The organism is Clavibacter phaseoli, assembly GCF_021922925.1.
Taxonomy (GTDB): domain Bacteria; phylum Actinomycetota; class Actinomycetes; order Actinomycetales; family Microbacteriaceae; genus Clavibacter; species Clavibacter phaseoli.
Map to the genome: position 1 here is coordinate 2500862 of NZ_CP040786.1, position 16171 is coordinate 2517032.

Genomic DNA, 16171 nt, shown 5'->3' on the forward strand with positions numbered 1-16171 from the left:
GACGAGGCGGCATCGCGAGGCACCCTCCGATCCGCGCCACGCAGCTGCACCACCATCACCGTCCGACCACCACGAGAGAGAGACACCATGTCGAGCATCACCCCCACGTCCGCGTCCACCGGAGTCACCGGCACCGGCACCACCGGCGGCAAGAACACCATCGCCGACGGCGTGATCGAGAAGGTCGCGGGCATCGCGGCCCGCCAGGTGGCCGGCGTCCACGACCTCGGCAACGGCGCGGCCCGTGCCGTCGGCGCGATCCGCAACGTCATCGGCCAGCAGGACCGCGGCCAGGGCATCTCCGTCGAGGTCGGCGAGACCCAGGTCGCCGTCGACGTCACGCTCATCGCCGAGTACCCGGTCGACCTGCAGCAGGTCGCCGACGACGTGCGCTCCGCCATCACCGACGCCATCGACCAGGTCGTCGGGATGGAGGTCACCGAGGTCAACGTCACGATCACCGACGTGAACCTCCCGTCCGACAAGTCGTCCGACGACGACGCGGCCGAGAAGCGCGTCCAGTGACCCCCACCGTCACGGGCCTCCTCGTCGGGGCGGTCCTCGCGCTCTCCGGACTCACCTTCGGCTTCGGCGGCTTCCTCCTCGTCCTGATCTTCATGGCCGTCGGCTTCGGCGTCGGACGCGTCCTCGAGGGCAAGCTGGACGTCCGCGGCCTCGCCGACGCCCTCCGCGGGCGCCGGTCGTCGTGAGCTCCGCGATCGCGGCCCCCGGGACGCCCGGCACCGCGTCGCAGGCGACCCGCGGCCGCACCACGATCACGTCGCGCGCCGTGCGCCGCGTGGTCTCCGCCGTCACCGCGGACGCCCTCGAGGTGCCCGCGTCGGACGTCAGCGTCACGCTGACGGACGCCGGCGGCAAGCTCACCGTCGAGGCGCGCACCCCCATCCGCGTCCCCGCCCTCTCGGACCGCCCGGTCCGCGAGGGGTCGCTGGTGGAGCGCCTCACGCAGGCGCAGACCCAGGTCCGCGAGCGCGTGCTCGGCCTCACGGGATCCACCGTGGGCCGGGTCGACCTCCGGATCACGGGCGCCCGCATCCAGGAACGCAGGAGGGTCTCATGAGCACCGACAGCACCTACCGCCGCCTCGTGCGGCGGGAGACGCACTCGTCGCGCGCCGGCATCGCCATCACGCTCGCCGTGCTGCTGATCCTCGTGCTCGCCTGGCTCGGCACCGAGTCGGTCCTCGCGGCCGTGGGCACCGCGCCGCTGCTCCTCGCGCCCGCCGACCTCGCGTCGGCGACGCTCGACGCCGCGTCGGCCCCGGCCGGGGCGCTCATCGCCATCGGCGTCGTGGTCGCGATCGTCGGCATCATCCTGGTGATCGTGGGCATCAAGCCCGGCAGCCGCGGCCGCCGCGGCGGCAGCGTGGGACGCACCGCGGCCGTCGTCGACGACCGCGTCATCGCCCGCTCCATCGCCCTCACCGCCAGCTACGCGGGCGAGGTGTCGCCCGACCAGGTCGACGTCTCCGTCTCCAAGCGCCAGGTGCTCGTCCGGCTCACCCCCTCCACGGGATACACGCCGGACAAGGCCACCATCGAGCAGGCCGTCCGGGCCGAGCTCGACGGCTACGACTACACGCCGAAGCTCACCGCCAAGGTGACGCTCGCGAAGGACGGGAAGGTGGGCTCATGACCAGCACGAACAGGGCGCTGAACCGCCTCCTCGTCATCGTCGTCGGGCTCGTCCTGATCGCCGCGGGCGTCGCGCTCGGCGCAGGCAGCCTCCTGCCCGACGTGCAGTCCTCGGTCTCCGGCGCGGCGTCCGACGCGAAGCAGCCGGTCGGGGACGCGCTCTCCGGCGGGCAGCCGTGGATCCTCTGGGTCGTCGCCCTCGTGGCGCTCGTGCTCATCGTGGTCCTCGCCTGGTTCGCGCTCCGCCAGGGGCACGGCCGCACGGGGACGCTCGTGCGCCTCGAGGGCGGTCGCGACGCCTCCACCCCCACGGGCGGATCCGTCGTCATCGACGCGAAGGTCGCCGAGCAGCTCCTCGGGGACGCGCTGCGGGACGACTCCGCGATCGTGTCCGTCGACGTCACGGCGTTCGAGGTGGCGCACGCCACCACGCTGCGGGTCACCGCGGTCGCCCGTCGCGGCGTCTCGCCCGTCGCGGTCCGCCGCACGATCGACGAGGCCGTGGGACGGCTCGACGCCGTGCTCGGCACCGAGGTGCCGGTCGTCATCCAGATCACCGGCGGCCTCCGCTCCAGCATGACGAGCGAGACCCGCCTGGCCTGATCCACCCCGCGACCGCCCCGGTCCGGATCCTGGAGATCCGGCCGGGGCGGTCGTCTGCCCGCCCCCACCGCACGAGAGAAGAGACGCACCATGACCGACGACGACAGCTCCTCCCGCGGCGGCTGGCTGGGCGGATCCTTCGCCCAGAAGGCCATCGACCCCCTGCTCCGCGCGGTGCGCGCCGAGATCGACTCGGCCAAGCGCGAGATCGGCGAGCGCGCACGATCCGCCCGCTCGGGCGCCATCATGCTCGGCGCGGGCGTCGCGCTCGCGCTCGTCTCGCTGGGGCTCCTCGCCGCGGTGATCGTGGCGCTCCTGCTGCTCGCGCTGCCGCTCTGGGCGGCGACGCTCATCACGCTGGCGCTGTTCGGGATCGCGACCGCGGTCGTCGTGCGGGTCGGGCTCGCGCGGCTCTCCCGCGGGGTCCCGCCCGTGCCGTCCGACACGCTGCACCACGCGCGCGACCGCATGCGCCCGGGCGACCGGGGCGCGGGCGACGGCGGATCCGACGGGTCGACAGGGCCCGCGGGATCCGCGCCCGTCGCCGGCTGACGCGCGCCGCCCGGCTCCCCCTGACGCGCGCCGCCCGGCTCCCCTGTGGACGCCGGGCGCCGTCGCGCGCATGCCTCGCGTACGGTGACCGTTCACGCCCGCCCGGCCCGGCGGCACGACGCGTCGCCATCAGGCCGGAGGACAACCGCAGACCGCCGTCCCCCGACGACCGTGCCGCCCTGCGGACCGGAGCGCTCGGCGGACCGGCATGGGAGGCACACCGATGAACCTGTCCCGACGCCCCGTCCTGTCCCGACGCTCCGTCCTGGGCGGCGCCCTCGCCGCCGTCCCCGTCGCCCTCGTCGCCGCGGGTCCCGCGCACGCCGACGAGGCCGCCACCGCCGCGTCCCCCGCACCCCAGGTCCCGCTCGCGTCGAACGGCCGCCCGGTCGTCCGCGACATCCAGGTCCAGCTGGCCGCGCGCTACGGCGCCCGGGCCGGCTTCCCCGCCGTCACCACCGACGGCGTCTGGACCGGCGACGCGCACAGGGCCCTCATCCACGCGCTCCAGCTCGAGACGGGCATCGACGAGGCCACCGCCAACGGCGTGTTCGGGCCGCTCACCCGCACGACGCTCCAGCAGCAGTCGACGCTCGCCGTGGGATCCGCCGACACCACCGGCTACCTCGTGCACCTCCTCCAGGCGTCCCTCGTCGTCATGAGCACGTGGGACGGGCCCGTCGACGGCGCCTTCTCCGCCGAGCAGGGCGTGCGCCTCGCGCAGTTCCAGCGCGCGGTCGGGCTCCCCGAGACCGGCCGCGGCGACTACCGCACCTGGGCCGCGCTGCTCGCCAGCGATGGCGACCCGACACGTCCGGGCACCGCGGCCGACGGGATCACCGTCATCACCGCCGAGCGCGCGAAGACCCTGAAGGACGCCGGGTACGCGATCGTCGGCCGGTACCTCACCGACTCCGACATCCCGGACCCGCTGGCGAAGCGCATCCAGGAGGGCGAGCTCGACGCGATCTTCGCGGGCGGCCTCAAGGTCGTGCCGATCTTCCAGGAGGGCGGCACCGACACCACGTACTTCTCGTACGACCTCGGCGTGCGCGCCGCCGGCCGCGCCGACGACGCCGCCCGCCGCCTCGGCTTCCTGCCGGGCACCACCGTGTACTACGCGGTCGACTTCGACGCCACGCGCGACGAGGTCGAGACGTACCTCGAGCCGTACTTCCGCGGGATCCACGCGGAGCTCCGCCGCCGCGGCAGCGCCTACCGCGTCGGCGTCTACGCCGGCCGCCGCATCTGCGCGACCCTCGCCGCGGCGCACCTCACCGAGCTGAGCTACGTGGCCGACATGTCCACCGGCTGGGGCGCGAACCTCGGCGTCCGCATCCCCGAGAACTGGGCGTTCGACCAGATCCTCGAGCACACGATCGGCACGGGCGACCAGGCGTTCGACATCGACACGGTCGTCGTCTCCGGTCGCGACGCGGGACAGAGCCGGGTCGAGCCGCGCGGCTGATCGCACCCCGGAACGACGCGACCCAGGGGGCCGCCCGGACGATTCCCCCTCCTGGGGGACGCCCGGGCGGCCCCGTTCCTGTCGGATGGGGGCATGGCCCCGTCATCGCACCGACCGACCCGTCCATCCCGTCCCGCCCGCGCCGCGACCGCCCTCGCGATCGCCGCCGTGACCGCGCTCCTGGCCGCGTGCTCGGCGTCGCCCGCGGATCCCGCCGCGTCCGCGCCCGCCGTCGAGCCGGTGGTGCTGCCGGGATCGCCCGTCGGCCAGCAGGCGCAGTGGCTGCTCGACACGGTGAACGCCGAGGACGCCGTCCCCGTGCAGGAGACCGGCGAGCGCCTGGCGCAGGTGATGCTCGACGCGGCGTCGGCCGAGGACATCGCGGGCGTGCTCGAGCAGGTGCGCGCCGGCCGCCCGTGGACCGCGACCGCGCACGAGGAGCAGGGCCCGCAGGCGGTGACGACCATCACCAGCGCCGAGGCCGGCGCCTTCGACATGCAGGTCGCGATCGACGACGCGGGGCTCATCACGGGCCTGTTCTTCGGGGAGCCGGAGGGCGACCGAGAGCCCGCGACCAGCTGGGCCGAGCTCGAGGAGCAGGCCGCGGCGCTCGGCGGCGACGTGTCGCTCACGGTCACGCGCGTCGCGGACGGGGAGCTCGGAGAGCGGATCCTCGAGGTGCTGCCCGACGGCGTGCGGTCGACGGACGCGCGGCCCATCGGATCCATCGTGAAGCTCTACGTGCTCGGCGCGCTCGTGCAGGCGGTCGAGGAGGGCCGCGTCGGCTGGGACGACCCGCTCACCGTCACCGACGACGTGCGAAGCCTCCCCTCCGGCGAGCTGCAGGACGCCCCGACCGGCACCGTCGTCAGCGTCCGCGACGCCGCCGAGAAGATGATCGCGATCAGCGACAACACGGCCACCGACATGGTGATCCAGGCGGTCGGGCGGGAGCGCGTGGAGGCGGCGCTCGCGGACCTCGGCCACTCGGATCCGCCGCGCAACGTGCCGCTCATGACCACGCGCGACCTGTTCCGCGTCGGGTGGCAGGACGACGGCGCGCTCCGCGACGCGTGGGCCGACGGCGACGCGGCCGAGCGGCGGGCGCTCCTCGACGGGCTGCCGGGCGGGACCATCGACGTCCCCGTCAGCGCGGTCACGGACGTCGTGTGGACCGACGGCGCCGACTGGTTCGCGACCCCCGACGACATCGCCCGCGCCCACGCGCGCCTCGCCGAGCTGGCGGCGACCCCCGCCGGGGAGCCCGTGCGGGGGATCCTCGCGGCGAACCCGGGCCTGCCCGATCCGGGACGCTTCGACCATGTGGCGTTCAAGGGCGGCAGCTCGGTCGGCACGCTCGCGCTCTCCTACCTCGTCGAGGACGGCGACGACGCGTGGACGGTGGTCGTGCAGGCGGCCGCGCGCGAGACGGCCGACCTCGAGCGGCAGTCGGCCTACACGGGGCTCGCCGCGGACGCCGCGTCGCTGCTGGCGGACGGCGCCCGTGGTTGACTCCGGGTGCGGCGGGGGCCGCGCGAGGGGAGCACGATGACGAGCGCTGACGCATCCGCCACGGGCGACGGAGAGCCGGAGCAGGGGACGGTCGCCGCCGAGGTCCTCGAGGCGGTGCTGGAACCCGGGCCGCGACGGCCGGTGCGGCGCGCGGTCCGGGCGATCGGCGCCGTCGCGATGGCGGCCGTCGGGGCGGACGCGGTGGAGCTCGGGCGGGAGGCGCAGCTCGTGGTCCGGCGGATCGACACCGGCCGCGAGGTCCTGCGCACCGACGCCGGCCACCTCGCCGACGCCGACCAGCTCCTCCAGCGCGTGCGCCTCGACCTCGAGACCCGGAGCGTCCGCGCGTTCGTCGCCGAGTGGCGGCTGACGGATGCGGGGCCCGGCACGAGCGCGGGAGCGGCCGGTGCGTGAGCGCGCGCGGATCCGGCACGATGCCGGACGCCGCACGGGCCGCGCCGCCCGGATCCGCCTGGCGGTCGTCGCCGCGCTGCTGACCGCGCTCGCGATCCCGCTCGGCCTCGCCGCGCCGGCGCACGCCGACGTCGACGACTTCTCCTTCCGCTCCTTCGACGCGGTCTACCGGCTGTCGGCGGACGCGGACGGCCGCTCGGTCCTCCGCACCACCGAGACGCTCGTGGCCGAGTTCCCCGACCGGGACCAGAACCGCGGGATCCGCCGCGAGCTCGTGCAGGGCTACGACGGCCACCCGACCGGCCTCCGCGTGCTCTCCGTGACCGACGGCGCAGGGGATCCGCGCGCGTACGAGTCCGAGACGGACGACGGCGCGCTCGTGCTCACCATCGCCGACGAGGACCGGTACGTGCGCGGCGAGCAGACCTACGTGATCGAGTACGAGCAGCACGACGTGACCCGCGCCTACGCGGACACGGACGCCGACGAGTTCTACTGGGACGTCAACGGGCTCGGCTGGGCGCAGCCGTTCGGGCGCGTGTCGGCGACCGTCGAGATCGCGCCGGCGCTCCTCCCGCGGCTCACGGGCGGCGCGGACGCGGCCTCGGGTCCCGCGGGCGCGGACGGGCCCGCCGAGATCACCCGCACCGGCACGGGCTTCACCGCGAGCGCGACCGACCTCGGGCCGCGCGAGAACCTCAGCCTCTCGATCGGCTTCGATCGGGGGACCTTCACGGCGCGGGACTCGTCGTTCCTGGCGGCGCCGTGGCCGGCGCTGTCGCTCGCGGGCGCGCTGCTCGCGCTGGCGGCCGCCGCGGGCGCCCTCGTGCTGCGACGGCGTCGCCTGTCCGACGCGCCCGGCCGCGGCACGATCGTCGCGCAGTACGACCCGCCGGAGGGCGTGGGCATCCTGGTCTCGTCCGTGATCACGGGGAACGCCGCGCGCGCGACCACCGCGCTCCTGCTCGACCTCGCGGTGCGCGGCGCGGTGCGGATCCTGGAGCGGGACGGCGGCCGGAAGCCGACCTTCGCGCTGGAGCTCGTGGATCCCTCGCGCATCGCCGACCCCGACGAGCGGCGGTTCGTCGCCGCGGTCTTCGGCGACGGGGCGGGGGCCGGCGCCGTGAAGGAGCTGGCGCGCACCGACGCGAAGGTGGCGACGCGGATCCAGAGGCTGATGGCCGGGGTCCGGAAGCGCCTCGTCGCGGACGGCCTGCGGAAGCCGCTGCCCGTGGTGCCGATCGTGCTGCTGCTCGTCGCCGCGACGCTCGGCATGGTCGCGGCGATCGCCTTCGCCGTGCTGTCGCTCGTGGGCGCGTACGGCGGGCCGATCGTGATCGCGTTCCTCGTGGCGGCCGTGCTCGCGCTCGGCGCGACGATCCTCGCGGTCGCGAAGCACCCGCTGACCGAGCGCGGCGTGGCCCTCCGCGACCACCTGGTGGGGCTCCGCCTGTTCATCCGGCTGGCCGAGGCCGACCGGATCCGCATGCTGCAGTCGCCCGCGGGCGCCGAGCGGCAGGATCTCCCGCGCGACGACCGCGACGCGCTGCGCCTCACCGAGGAGCTGCTGCCGTACGCCGCGATGTCGGGCCAGGAGAAGGAGTGGGCCGACGAGCTCGGCCGCCGCTACGAGCACGAGCGGCGCCGTCCGGAGTGGTACTCCGGGCAGACGCCGTTCGCGCCCGCGGCGTTCGCCGCGAGCCTCGGCTCGGTGTCGTCGAGCATGCACGCGACGTACTCCGGCTCGAGCGCGAGCGGCGGATCCACGGGAGGCACGACCTCCGGCGGCGGCGGTGGAGGAGGCGGGGGCGGCGGGGTCTGACGGCCGCGCGCGCTCCCGGGCCCGTCACGCGTCGGCGGGGCGCGTCCAGTACTCGTAGCGCGACGCGTCCCGGAAGCCGAGGCCGGCGTAGAGCGCGCGGGCGCCGGCGTTCTCCTCGACGACCTGCAGCCACAGCGCCGTGATCCCGCGCTCGCTCCCGGCGTCGACCGCGGCCGCCATCACCGCGCGCGACAGCCCGCGGCGCCGGGCCTCGGGCCGGGTCGAGACCGCGAACAGGCCACCCCAGCCGTCGACGAGCGCGAGTCGCGCGGTCGCGAGGACGCGGTCGCCGTCGCGGACCGCGGCGTAGACGGCGGGGCCCCGCTCGAGGATCCGGCGCCCGACCGCCAGCTCCGCGGATCCACCGCGCCCGTCGACGCTCCACCACGCGTCGAGCCAGGCGTCGTCGGGCGCGTCGGCGAGCGTGACCTCGAGCGCGGGATCCGCGGGTGCCGCGTCCGCCAGGCGCCCCGCCACCGCGCCGGCGTCGGCCACCTGGACGAGCGTGCGCGCCTCGGCGACGTAGCCGCGGGCCGCCAGCCGCGCCGGGAGGTCGGCCGGCTCGGACGCGGGCGACACCTGCACGCACGCGTCGATCCCGTGCCGCCGCGCGAAGTCCTCGACGGCGTCGAGCGCGGCGTCCGGGTCGTCGACGGGGCCGACCGGGAGCGCCGAGTTGGCCCGCTTGGTCACGCCGTCGGCGGCGCGGAGGATCCAGCCGCGATGCCGCTCCCGGACGGCGGCGGGCCAGCCGCGGTCGGCGAGGTCGTCCAGCAGGGCGGCGGCGGGGCGCGGGTCCATCGCGGCGACGGCCGCGGCGGACGCGACAGCGGTCCCGGCGCGCGACTCCCCGCTCACTCCAGCGCCCCCGCGTCGGCGGGCCCGCGCGACACCTCGTCGTCCGCGTCGGCCGCCCGCAGCACCCGCAGCGCATTGCCGCCCGCGAGCGCCAGGAGGTCGTCGTCCGACCAGCCGCGCTCGGCGAGCGCCGCGATCAGCGCCGGGTAGCGCGACACGTCCTCGAGCCCGTCGGGCGTGCGGTCGACGCCGTCGTAGTCGCCGCCGAGGCCCACGTGCCGGGGGCCGGCGACCTCGCGGATCCGCTCCACGTGCCGCACGACGTCGGCCAGCGTCGCGCGCGGCCGCTCCCCCGGGCGCCGCGCGGCGACGGCCTGCACGCCCTCGTGGTCGCGCGGATCCACGCCCTCCGCCACGGCGAGCGCCAGCGTCTCGTCGTGCCACTCCGCGACCGCGCGCGACACGAACTGCGGGACGAACGTGGCCATGCAGACACCGCCGTTCGCGGGCAGCGCGGCGAGCACGTCGTCGGGCACGTTGCGCGGCACGTCGCACTCCGCGCGCGCCCCCGAGTGCGAGAACAGCACCGGCCGCCGGGCGATCCGCAGCGCGTGCCGCATCACGTCGGCCGACACGTGCGACAGGTCGACGAGCATGCCGATCCGCTCCATCTCGGCCACCACGCGCTCGCCCGCCGGGCTCAGCCCGTGGTGCACGGGCGCGTCGGTCGCCGAGTCGGCCCAGGCGACGTTCGCGTTGTGCGTGAGCGTCATGTAGCGGACGCCGAGCGCGCGCATCGTCCGCAGCGCGCCGAGGGATCCGCCGATCGAGTGGCCGCCCTCCATGCCGAGGAGCGACGCGACGCGGCCGGACGCGACCACCCGGTCCACGTCGTCGGCCGTCACGGCGAGCGCGAGCCGATCCGGGTGCGCGGCGACCAGGCGGCGCACGACGTCGATCTGCTCGATGGTCGAGCGCACCGGATCCACGCCCGGCAGGTCCGGCACCCACACCGACCAGAGCTGGGCGGCGACCCGGCCGCGCGCGAGGCGCGGCAGGTCGGTGTGCAGGCCGGGCACGGCATCCTCCACCGCGAGGCGCGCGAGCACGTCGTCGCCGACGGACGCGCTCGGCCCGCCCTCCCGCACCGCGCGCTCGCGCAGCGCCCAGGCCAGGTCGTCGTGGCCGTCGACGATCCCCTGCGCGTCGAGCAGGCGCCCGACGCGGTCGGCGAGCGCGGACGAGGGGGCGGGCGAGCCGGTCATCGGCGGATCAGCGCCCGGTGCCGTCGACCGCCAGCGGCTCGATGGCCGCGAGCTCGTCGTCCGTCAGCGCCGGGGCGCCGGCCGCGGCCACGTTCTGCTCCAGCTGCTCCACGCTCGACGCGCCGATGAGCGCGCTCGTGATCCCCGGGTGCCGCAGCACCCACGAGAGCGCGAGCTGCGCGAGCGTCTGCCCGCGCCCCTCGGCGACGGCCTGCAGGCCGCGCGCCCGCTCGAGGTAGACGGAGGAGACGGCGGACTCGTCGAGGAACCCGCTGGTCGCGGCGCGCGAGTCGGCGGGGATGGATCCCGACAGGTACCGGTCGGTGAGCAGCCCCTGCGCGAGCGGCGAGAACACGATGCAGCCGGATCCCGCCTCCTCGAGCACGGGCAGCAGCCCGCCCTCGACGTGCCGGTTGAACATGGAGTAGCTCGGCTGGTGGATGGTCAGCGGCACCTTGTGCTCGGCGAGCGCCGCCACCGCGCGCTCGGTCTGCTCGGGCGAGTAGTTGCTGATGCCGGCGTAGAGCGCCTTGCCCTGGTGCACCGCGGTCGCGAGCGCGCCCATGGTCTCCTCGATGGGCGTCTCGGGATCCGGCCGGTGCGAGTAGAAGACGTCGACGTACTCGAGGCCCATGCGCCCGAGGCTCTGGTCGAGCGACGCGAGCATCGACTTGCGGGATCCCCACTCGCCGTAGGGGCCGTCCCACATGAGGTAGCCGGCCTTGGAGGAGATGACGATCTCGTCGCGGTACGGGCGGAGGTCCTCGGCGAGGATCCGGCCGAACGCGGTCTCGGCGCTGCCGGGGGGCGGGCCGTAGTTGTTCGCGAGGTCGAAGTGGGTGATGCCCAGGTCGAACGCGCGACGGACGATGGCGCGCTGGGTGTCGATGGGGCGGGCGGTGCCGAAGTTGTGCCAGAGGCCGAGCGACAGCTCCGGGAGCTTGAGGCCGCTGCGGCCGGAGCGGCGGTAGGGCATGGACGAGTAGCGATCGGGATGAGCGACGTAGGTCATCCGCCGAGCGTACCGAGGGCGCCCGCCCGGTCCCGCGCGCGGCGGACCCTCCACCCCCTGGCCGCCGCCGACAAGCCCCTAGGCGCCGCGGGTGCCATGGCCTTCACTGGAGGCGTGCACACCATCCACTACGCCGACGGGCGCTACCTGACGGGCGACGACATCGCCCGGGCCGTCGTCGAGTGCGCCCAGGCGCTGGCGCGCGAGGGCACGGCGGCGGCGACCGTGACCGTGCCGATCCGGCTGCCGGAGGGCGGCGTCGGCTCGGTCGCGATCCTCATCGGCCCGGCGAGCCAGATCGTGGTGGAGGAGGCCGGTCCCTCGGACGACGAGCTGCGCGACCCGGACGCCGTGGACCGGATCCGCGCGGTCTCCGTCCGCGCCCGCCAGTCGCAGTCGAGCACGAGCGTCACCGCCGACCGGCAGGACGGCACGGCCGTCCCGGGGCTCGAGGACCTGGACTGACGGCACGCCCGCCGCCTCGGCGCGCGCACCCCGTCGACCCGCGAGGATGGGAGCACCCACCCGCATCGACGCAGGAGAATCATGCCCGACACCGCCGTCCCCTCCGCCCTCCTCCACCTCCGGGCGTCCGGCGTCTCGCTCGTGCTCGACCTCACGGAGGGCCGCCTTCCGGCCGTCGTGCACTGGGGCGCGGATCTCGGCGACACCACCGCGGCCGACCTCGCGACGATGGCGCTCGCGGCCGTCGAGCCCATCGCGGGCAGCGTGGCCGACGACCCCATCCGCCTCGCGATCCTCCCCGAGGCCCACACGTCCTGGACGGGCAAGCCCGGCCTCGAGGGCCACCGCGACGGCGCCGACTGGTCGCCGCTGTTCCGCGTCACGTCCGCCACCGTCGACGGCGATCCGCTCCCCGCGGGCGTCGACGGCCGTCCAGGATCCGCGTCCGCCGGCCCCGCCCTCGTGCACGTCGACGCGGTCGACGAGATCGCCGGCCTCGCGCTCGTGATGGACGTCGAGCTGCTGGCGTCCGGCCTCGTCCGCACGCGCGCCGAGGTCACGAACACCGGCGACGCGACCTACGCCGTCGGCGCCCTCCAGCTCGCGCTGCCCCTGCCGGCCGAGGCCCGCGAGATCCTCGACTTCGCCGGACGCTGGGGCCTCGAGCGCACGCCGCAGCGCCGGGAGCTCGTCGTCGGGATCCACGAGCGCGAGGGCCGCAAGGGCCGCACCGGTCCCGACGCCGCGACCCTCCTCTCGGTCGGCACCCCTGGCTTCGGCTTCCGGCAGGGCGACGTCCGCGGCGTGCACGTCGCCTTCAGCGGCAACCACCGCCACTACGCGGAGCGCCTCTCCACCGGCCGCCAGGTGATCGGCGGCGGCGAGCTGCTGCTGCCCGGCGAGGTGCGGCTCGCGCGGGGCGAGGCGTACGCGAGCCCGTGGATCCACTTCGCCTTCGGCCACGGCCTCGACGACCAGGCCGCCCGCTTCCACCGCCACCTGCGCGCTCGCGACACGCACCCGCGCCGCGACCGGCCCATGACGATCAACGTGTGGGAGGCCGTCTACTTCGACCACGACCTCGCGCGCCTGACGGACCTCGCCGACCGCGCCGCCGCGCTCGGCGTCGAGCGCTACGTGCTCGACGACGGCTGGTTCCGCCACCGCCGCGACGACCACGCGGGCCTCGGCGACTGGTACGTCGACGAGGACGTCTGGCCGGACGGCCTCGGCCCGATCATCGACCACGTCACGGGCCTCGGCATGGAGTTCGGCATCTGGTTCGAGCCCGAGATGGTCAACGAGGACTCCGACCTCGCGCGCGCCCACCCGGAGTGGATCATGGCCACCGGCGGCCGCCTCCCCGTCCGCGCCCGCGACCAGCAGGTGCTCGACCTCGCGATCCCCGCGGCCTACGACCACGTGCTCGAGCGCATGACGGCGATCCTGACCGAGAACGACATCGCCTACATCAAGTGGGACCACAACCGCGACCTCGTCGACGCCGGCATCGCCCCGCGCGGCGAGGCGGGCGTGCACCTGCAGACGCTCGCGGCGTACCGCCTCATGGACGAGCTGAAGGCGCGCTTCCCCGGCCTCGAGATCGAGTCGTGCTCCTCCGGCGGATCCCGCGTCGACCTCGGCGTGCTCGAGCGCACCGACCGCGTCTGGGTCTCCGACTGCATCGACCCGCTCGACCGGCAGACGATGATGCGCTGGACCATGCAGCTCCTCCCGCCCGAGCTGCTGGGCTCCCACATCGCCTCGGGCGTCAGCCACACCACCGGCCGCGCGCACCGCCTCGCGTTCCGCGCGGGCTCGGCGCTCTACGGCCACCTCGGCATCGAGTGGGACCTCGCGCAGGCCACCGACGAGGAGAACGCCGACCTCGAGGCGTGGATCGCCCTCTACAAGGAGGAGCGCGCGCTGATGCACACGGGCACGGTCGTCCGCGCGGACGAGTCCGACCCGACCCTGCTCGTCTACGGCGCCGTCGCGGAGGACGCCGAGCGCGCGCTGTTCTTCCTCGCGTCGATCGGCCGCTCCGAGGTCTCGCCGCGCGGCCGCTTCCTGCTGCCGGGCCTGGATCCCGCGCGCCGCTACCGCGTGGAGCCCATGCGCGTCGGCACCCCCGATCCGGGCTTCACGGCCCCGGCCTGGTGGGGCGGCGTCGAGCTGACGGGCCGCGCGCTGGCCGCATCCGGCCTGCACGCGCCGGGCATGCTGCCCGAGTCCATCGCGATCCTGCGCGTGACCGCGGTCTGATCCCGGCCGGACACGACGACGGCCCGCCGCGCACCCGGGAGGGGCGCGCGGCGGGCCGCACGGGGATCAGAGGCCGGGCGCCTGATCCTCCGGCTCGTCGCTCCACGCGCGGCTGACCGTGAGGCCGTCGCCGTCGGGCGCGAGGTCGACCCGCACCGCGTCGCCGTCGCGGATGTCGCCCGCGAGCAGCTCGCGCGCGAGGCGGTCGTCGATCTCGCGCTGCATGAGGCGGCGCAGCGGCCGGGCGCCGTACAGCGGGTCGTGACCGCGCTCGGCGAGCCAGCGGCGCGCGTCCGGCGTGACCCCGAGCGTGAGCCGACGGTCGGAGAGCCGTACGCCGAGCCGGTCGATGTAGAGCTCGACGATCTGCGCCAGGTCGTCCATCGACAGCGTCTGGAACACCACGATGTCGTCGAGCCGGTTCACGAACTCCGGCTTGAACGTCTGGCGCACGAGCTGCTGCACGGCCTGCTCGCGCTGGTCGAGCGGCAGCGTGGCGTCGCTGATGAACTGCGAGCCGAGGTTGCTGGTGAGCACGAGGATCACGTTGCGGAAGTCGACCGTGCGGCCCTGGCCGTCGGTGAGCCGGCCGTCGTCGAGCACCTGCAGCAGCACGTCGAACACCTCGGGGTGCGCCTTCTCGACCTCGTCGAGCAGCACCACCGAGTACGGGCGGCGGCGCACGGCCTCGGTCAGCTGGCCGCCCTGCTCGTACCCGACGTACCCGGGAGGCGCGCCCACCAGGCGCGAGACGGCGAACTTCTCGCCGTACTCGCTCATGTCGATGCGCACCATCGCCTTCTCGTCGTCGAACAGGAACTCGGCGAGCGCCTTCGCGAGCTCCGTCTTGCCGACGCCCGTGGGGCCGAGGAAGAGGAAGGAGCCGGTGGGCCGGTCGGGATCCGAGATCCCGGCGCGCGTGCGGCGCACCGCGTCCGCGACGGCCCGGACGGCCGGCTTCTGCCCGATGAGCCGCTTGCCGAGCTCCTGCTCGAGGTGCAGCAGCTTCTCGGTCTCGCCCTGGAGCAGCCGGCCGACGGGGATCCCCGTCCATGCCGCCACGACCGCCGCGATGTCCTCGGCGGTCACCTGCTCGTTGACCATGCGGTCCTCGTCCGACGGCACCGACTCGGCGGCCTCCGCCTGCGCGACCTCGCGCTCGATCACCGGGATCTCGCCGTAGAGCAGCCGCGACGCCTTCTCGAGGTTCCCCTCGCGCTGCGCCCGCTCGGCGCGGATCCGCAGCTCGTTGAGCTCGTCCTTCAGCTTGCCGACGCGGTTGACGCTCGCGCGCTCCGCCTCCCAGCGCCGCTGCAGCTCGCCGAGGGTCTGCTCGCGCGCCGCGACGTCCTCGCGCAGCTTCGCGAGCCGCGCCTTCGACGCCTCGTCCTTCTCGCGCTTGAGCGCGAGCTCCTCGAGCCGCATGCGGTCGACCGCGCGCCGCAGCTCGTCGATCTCGACGGGCGACGAGTCGATCTCCATCCGCAGGCGCGACGCGGCCTCGTCGATGAGGTCGATGGCCTTGTCCGGTAGCTGCCGAGCGGGGATGTAGCGGTTGGAGAGGGACGCGGCCGCGACGAGCGCCGCGTCCGTGATGGGCACCTGGTGGTGCGCCTCGTACCGGCCCTTCAGCCCGCGGAGGATCGCGACGGTGTCCTCGACGCTCGGCTCGCCGACGTACACCTGCTGGAAGCGGCGTTCGAGGGCGGCGTCCTTCTCGATGTACTGGCGGTACTCGTCGAGCGTGGTGGCGCCGATGAGGCGCAGCTCGCCGCGCGCGAGCATGGGCTTGAGCATGTTGGACGCGGCCACGGATCCCTCGCCGCCGCCCGCGCCCATGAGCGTGTGCAGCTCGTCGACGAACGTGATGACCTCGCCGTCGGCGTCGTCGATCTCCTTGAGCACGGCCTTCAGCCGCTCCTCGAACTCGCCGCGGTACTTGGCGCCCGCGACGAGGGCGGCCAGATCCAGCGACACCAGCTGCTTGCCCTTGAGCGAGTCGGCCACGTCGCCGGCGACGATGCGCTGCGCGAGGCCCTCGACCACGGCGGTCTTGCCGACGCCGGGCTCGCCGATGAGCACCGGGTTGTTCTTGGTGCGCCGCGTGAGCACCTGGCTGATGCGCCGGATCTCCGCGTCGCGCCCGATGACCGGGTCGAGCTTGCCGCTCTTCGCGATCTCGGTCAGGTTCACCCCGTACTGCTCGAGCGCGGTCTTCGCGTTCTCGTCGGTGGCGGGTGCGCCCTGCATGTTGGCCACTGGGTTCCTCTCTCGGTCCTAGTTGAGTCGTCGTGGCTCAACTTTACTGCGGGAGTCGACTCAGCGCCACCGCTCGCCGCC

The 16171-nt window shown here is 75.0% G+C and carries 16 protein-coding genes; 12 read left to right on the top strand and 4 right to left on the bottom strand.

Annotated features, from left to right (window positions below; translation table 11 throughout):
- Positions 1–87: 87 nt before the first annotated feature.
- From FGI33_RS11720 to FGI33_RS11765, 10 genes are all read left to right on the top strand, one after another.
- The gene (locus FGI33_RS11720) at positions 88–525 is read left to right on the top strand and encodes an Asp23/Gls24 family envelope stress response protein (RefSeq protein WP_011931563.1); all 438 of its coding nucleotides are present in this window, start codon (positions 88–90) and stop codon (positions 523–525) included.
- Positions 522–710: a DUF2273 domain-containing protein gene (locus FGI33_RS11725; RefSeq protein WP_119434878.1), complete on the top strand. Its 189-nt coding sequence runs from the start codon at positions 522–524 to the stop codon at positions 708–710. The genes FGI33_RS11720 and FGI33_RS11725 overlap by 4 nt, the downstream gene beginning before the upstream one ends.
- A complete protein-coding gene (locus FGI33_RS11730; RefSeq protein WP_119403052.1) occupies positions 707–1081 on the top strand; it encodes a hypothetical protein in 375 nt (124 codons plus the stop codon). Before FGI33_RS11725 ends, FGI33_RS11730 begins: the two co-directional genes overlap by 4 nt.
- Complete coding sequence (locus tag FGI33_RS11735) at positions 1078–1656, top strand: hypothetical protein (protein WP_119434877.1); 579 nt, start codon at positions 1078–1080, stop codon at positions 1654–1656. The genes FGI33_RS11730 and FGI33_RS11735 overlap by 4 nt, the downstream gene beginning before the upstream one ends.
- On the top strand, positions 1653–2258 hold the full coding sequence (locus FGI33_RS11740) for a hypothetical protein (RefSeq protein WP_119434876.1): 606 nt from the start codon (positions 1653–1655) through the stop codon (positions 2256–2258). Before FGI33_RS11735 ends, FGI33_RS11740 begins: the two co-directional genes overlap by 4 nt.
- Positions 2259–2348: 90 nt before the next feature.
- Positions 2349–2810 carry a phage holin family protein gene (locus FGI33_RS11745; RefSeq protein ID WP_237581930.1) on the top strand — a complete coding sequence of 154 codons (462 nt, stop codon included), beginning with the start codon at positions 2349–2351 and terminating at the stop codon, positions 2808–2810.
- Positions 2811–3033: 223 nt separating this feature from the next.
- Entirely contained in the window at positions 3034–4278 is a 1245-nt protein-coding gene (locus FGI33_RS11750) for a glycoside hydrolase domain-containing protein (RefSeq protein ID WP_119435340.1), read from the top strand.
- Between the two features lie 93 nt (positions 4279–4371).
- Positions 4372–5790, top strand: coding sequence for a serine hydrolase (locus tag FGI33_RS11755; RefSeq protein ID WP_119435339.1), 1419 nt, complete (start codon positions 4372–4374; stop codon positions 5788–5790).
- 36 nt (positions 5791–5826) lie between these two features.
- Entirely contained in the window at positions 5827–6204 is a 378-nt protein-coding gene (locus FGI33_RS11760) for a hypothetical protein (protein WP_237581931.1), read from the top strand.
- A complete protein-coding gene (locus tag FGI33_RS11765) occupies positions 6197–8026 on the top strand; it encodes a DUF2207 domain-containing protein (RefSeq protein WP_237581932.1) in 1830 nt (609 codons plus the stop codon). The genes FGI33_RS11760 and FGI33_RS11765 overlap by 8 nt, the downstream gene beginning before the upstream one ends.
- 24 nt (positions 8027–8050) lie before the next feature.
- Here the strand turns inward: FGI33_RS11765 and FGI33_RS11770 are convergent, their stop codons facing one another.
- The 3 genes from FGI33_RS11770 to FGI33_RS11780 are packed head-to-tail and all read right to left on the bottom strand — an operon-like array spanning position 8051 to position 11101.
- Positions 8051–8884, bottom strand: a complete 834-nt coding sequence (locus tag FGI33_RS11770; protein ID WP_237581933.1) for a GNAT family N-acetyltransferase — start codon at positions 8882–8884, stop codon at positions 8051–8053.
- Positions 8881–10089: a dipeptidase gene (locus FGI33_RS11775; RefSeq protein WP_237581934.1), complete on the bottom strand. Its 1209-nt coding sequence runs from the start codon at positions 10087–10089 to the stop codon at positions 8881–8883. The genes FGI33_RS11770 and FGI33_RS11775 overlap by 4 nt, the downstream gene beginning before the upstream one ends.
- Positions 10090–10096: 7 nt before the next feature.
- Positions 10097–11101: an aldo/keto reductase gene (locus FGI33_RS11780; RefSeq protein ID WP_119434276.1), complete on the bottom strand. Its 1005-nt coding sequence runs from the start codon at positions 11099–11101 to the stop codon at positions 10097–10099.
- A 96-nt stretch (positions 11102–11197) separates the two neighbouring features.
- On the opposite strand from FGI33_RS11780, the gene FGI33_RS11785 reads away from it, so the two are divergent.
- Both FGI33_RS11785 and FGI33_RS11790 read left to right on the top strand, forming a co-directional pair.
- Complete coding sequence (locus FGI33_RS11785; protein WP_119434277.1) at positions 11198–11566, top strand: hypothetical protein; 369 nt, start codon at positions 11198–11200, stop codon at positions 11564–11566.
- An 81-nt stretch (positions 11567–11647) separates the two neighbouring features.
- Positions 11648–13831 carry an alpha-galactosidase gene (locus tag FGI33_RS11790; RefSeq protein WP_119434278.1) on the top strand — a complete coding sequence of 728 codons (2184 nt, stop codon included), beginning with the start codon at positions 11648–11650 and terminating at the stop codon, positions 13829–13831.
- A 66-nt stretch (positions 13832–13897) separates the two neighbouring features.
- Here FGI33_RS11790 and FGI33_RS11795 read toward each other — a convergent pair whose 3' ends face one another.
- Positions 13898–16090, bottom strand: a complete 2193-nt coding sequence (locus FGI33_RS11795; protein WP_119434279.1) for an ATP-dependent Clp protease ATP-binding subunit — start codon at positions 16088–16090, stop codon at positions 13898–13900.
- Between the last annotated feature and the right edge of the window lie 81 nt (positions 16091–16171).

Excerpts from the sequence above, each read along its gene's own strand:
- FGI33_RS11785 (WP_119434277.1), top strand. The coding sequence starts at position 11,198 with ATGGCCTTCACTGGAGGCGTGCACACCATCCACTACGCCGACGGGCGC.
- FGI33_RS11780 (WP_119434276.1), bottom strand. The coding sequence starts at position 11,101 with ATGACCTACGTCGCTCATCCCGATCGCTACTCGTCCATGCCCTACCGC.
- FGI33_RS11720 (WP_011931563.1), top strand. The coding sequence starts at position 88 with ATGTCGAGCATCACCCCCACGTCCGCGTCCACCGGAGTCACCGGCACC.
- FGI33_RS11755 (WP_119435339.1), top strand. The coding sequence starts at position 4,372 with ATGGCCCCGTCATCGCACCGACCGACCCGTCCATCCCGTCCCGCCCGC.
- FGI33_RS11790 (WP_119434278.1), top strand. The coding sequence starts at position 11,648 with ATGCCCGACACCGCCGTCCCCTCCGCCCTCCTCCACCTCCGGGCGTCC.
- FGI33_RS11735 (WP_119434877.1), top strand. The coding sequence starts at position 1,078 with ATGAGCACCGACAGCACCTACCGCCGCCTCGTGCGGCGGGAGACGCAC.
- FGI33_RS11745 (WP_237581930.1), top strand. The coding sequence starts at position 2,349 with ATGACCGACGACGACAGCTCCTCCCGCGGCGGCTGGCTGGGCGGATCC.
- FGI33_RS11740 (WP_119434876.1), top strand. The coding sequence starts at position 1,653 with ATGACCAGCACGAACAGGGCGCTGAACCGCCTCCTCGTCATCGTCGTC.
- FGI33_RS11760 (WP_237581931.1), top strand. The coding sequence starts at position 5,827 with ATGACGAGCGCTGACGCATCCGCCACGGGCGACGGAGAGCCGGAGCAG.
- FGI33_RS11750 (WP_119435340.1), top strand. The coding sequence starts at position 3,034 with ATGAACCTGTCCCGACGCCCCGTCCTGTCCCGACGCTCCGTCCTGGGC.
- FGI33_RS11775 (WP_237581934.1), bottom strand. The coding sequence starts at position 10,089 with ATGACCGGCTCGCCCGCCCCCTCGTCCGCGCTCGCCGACCGCGTCGGG.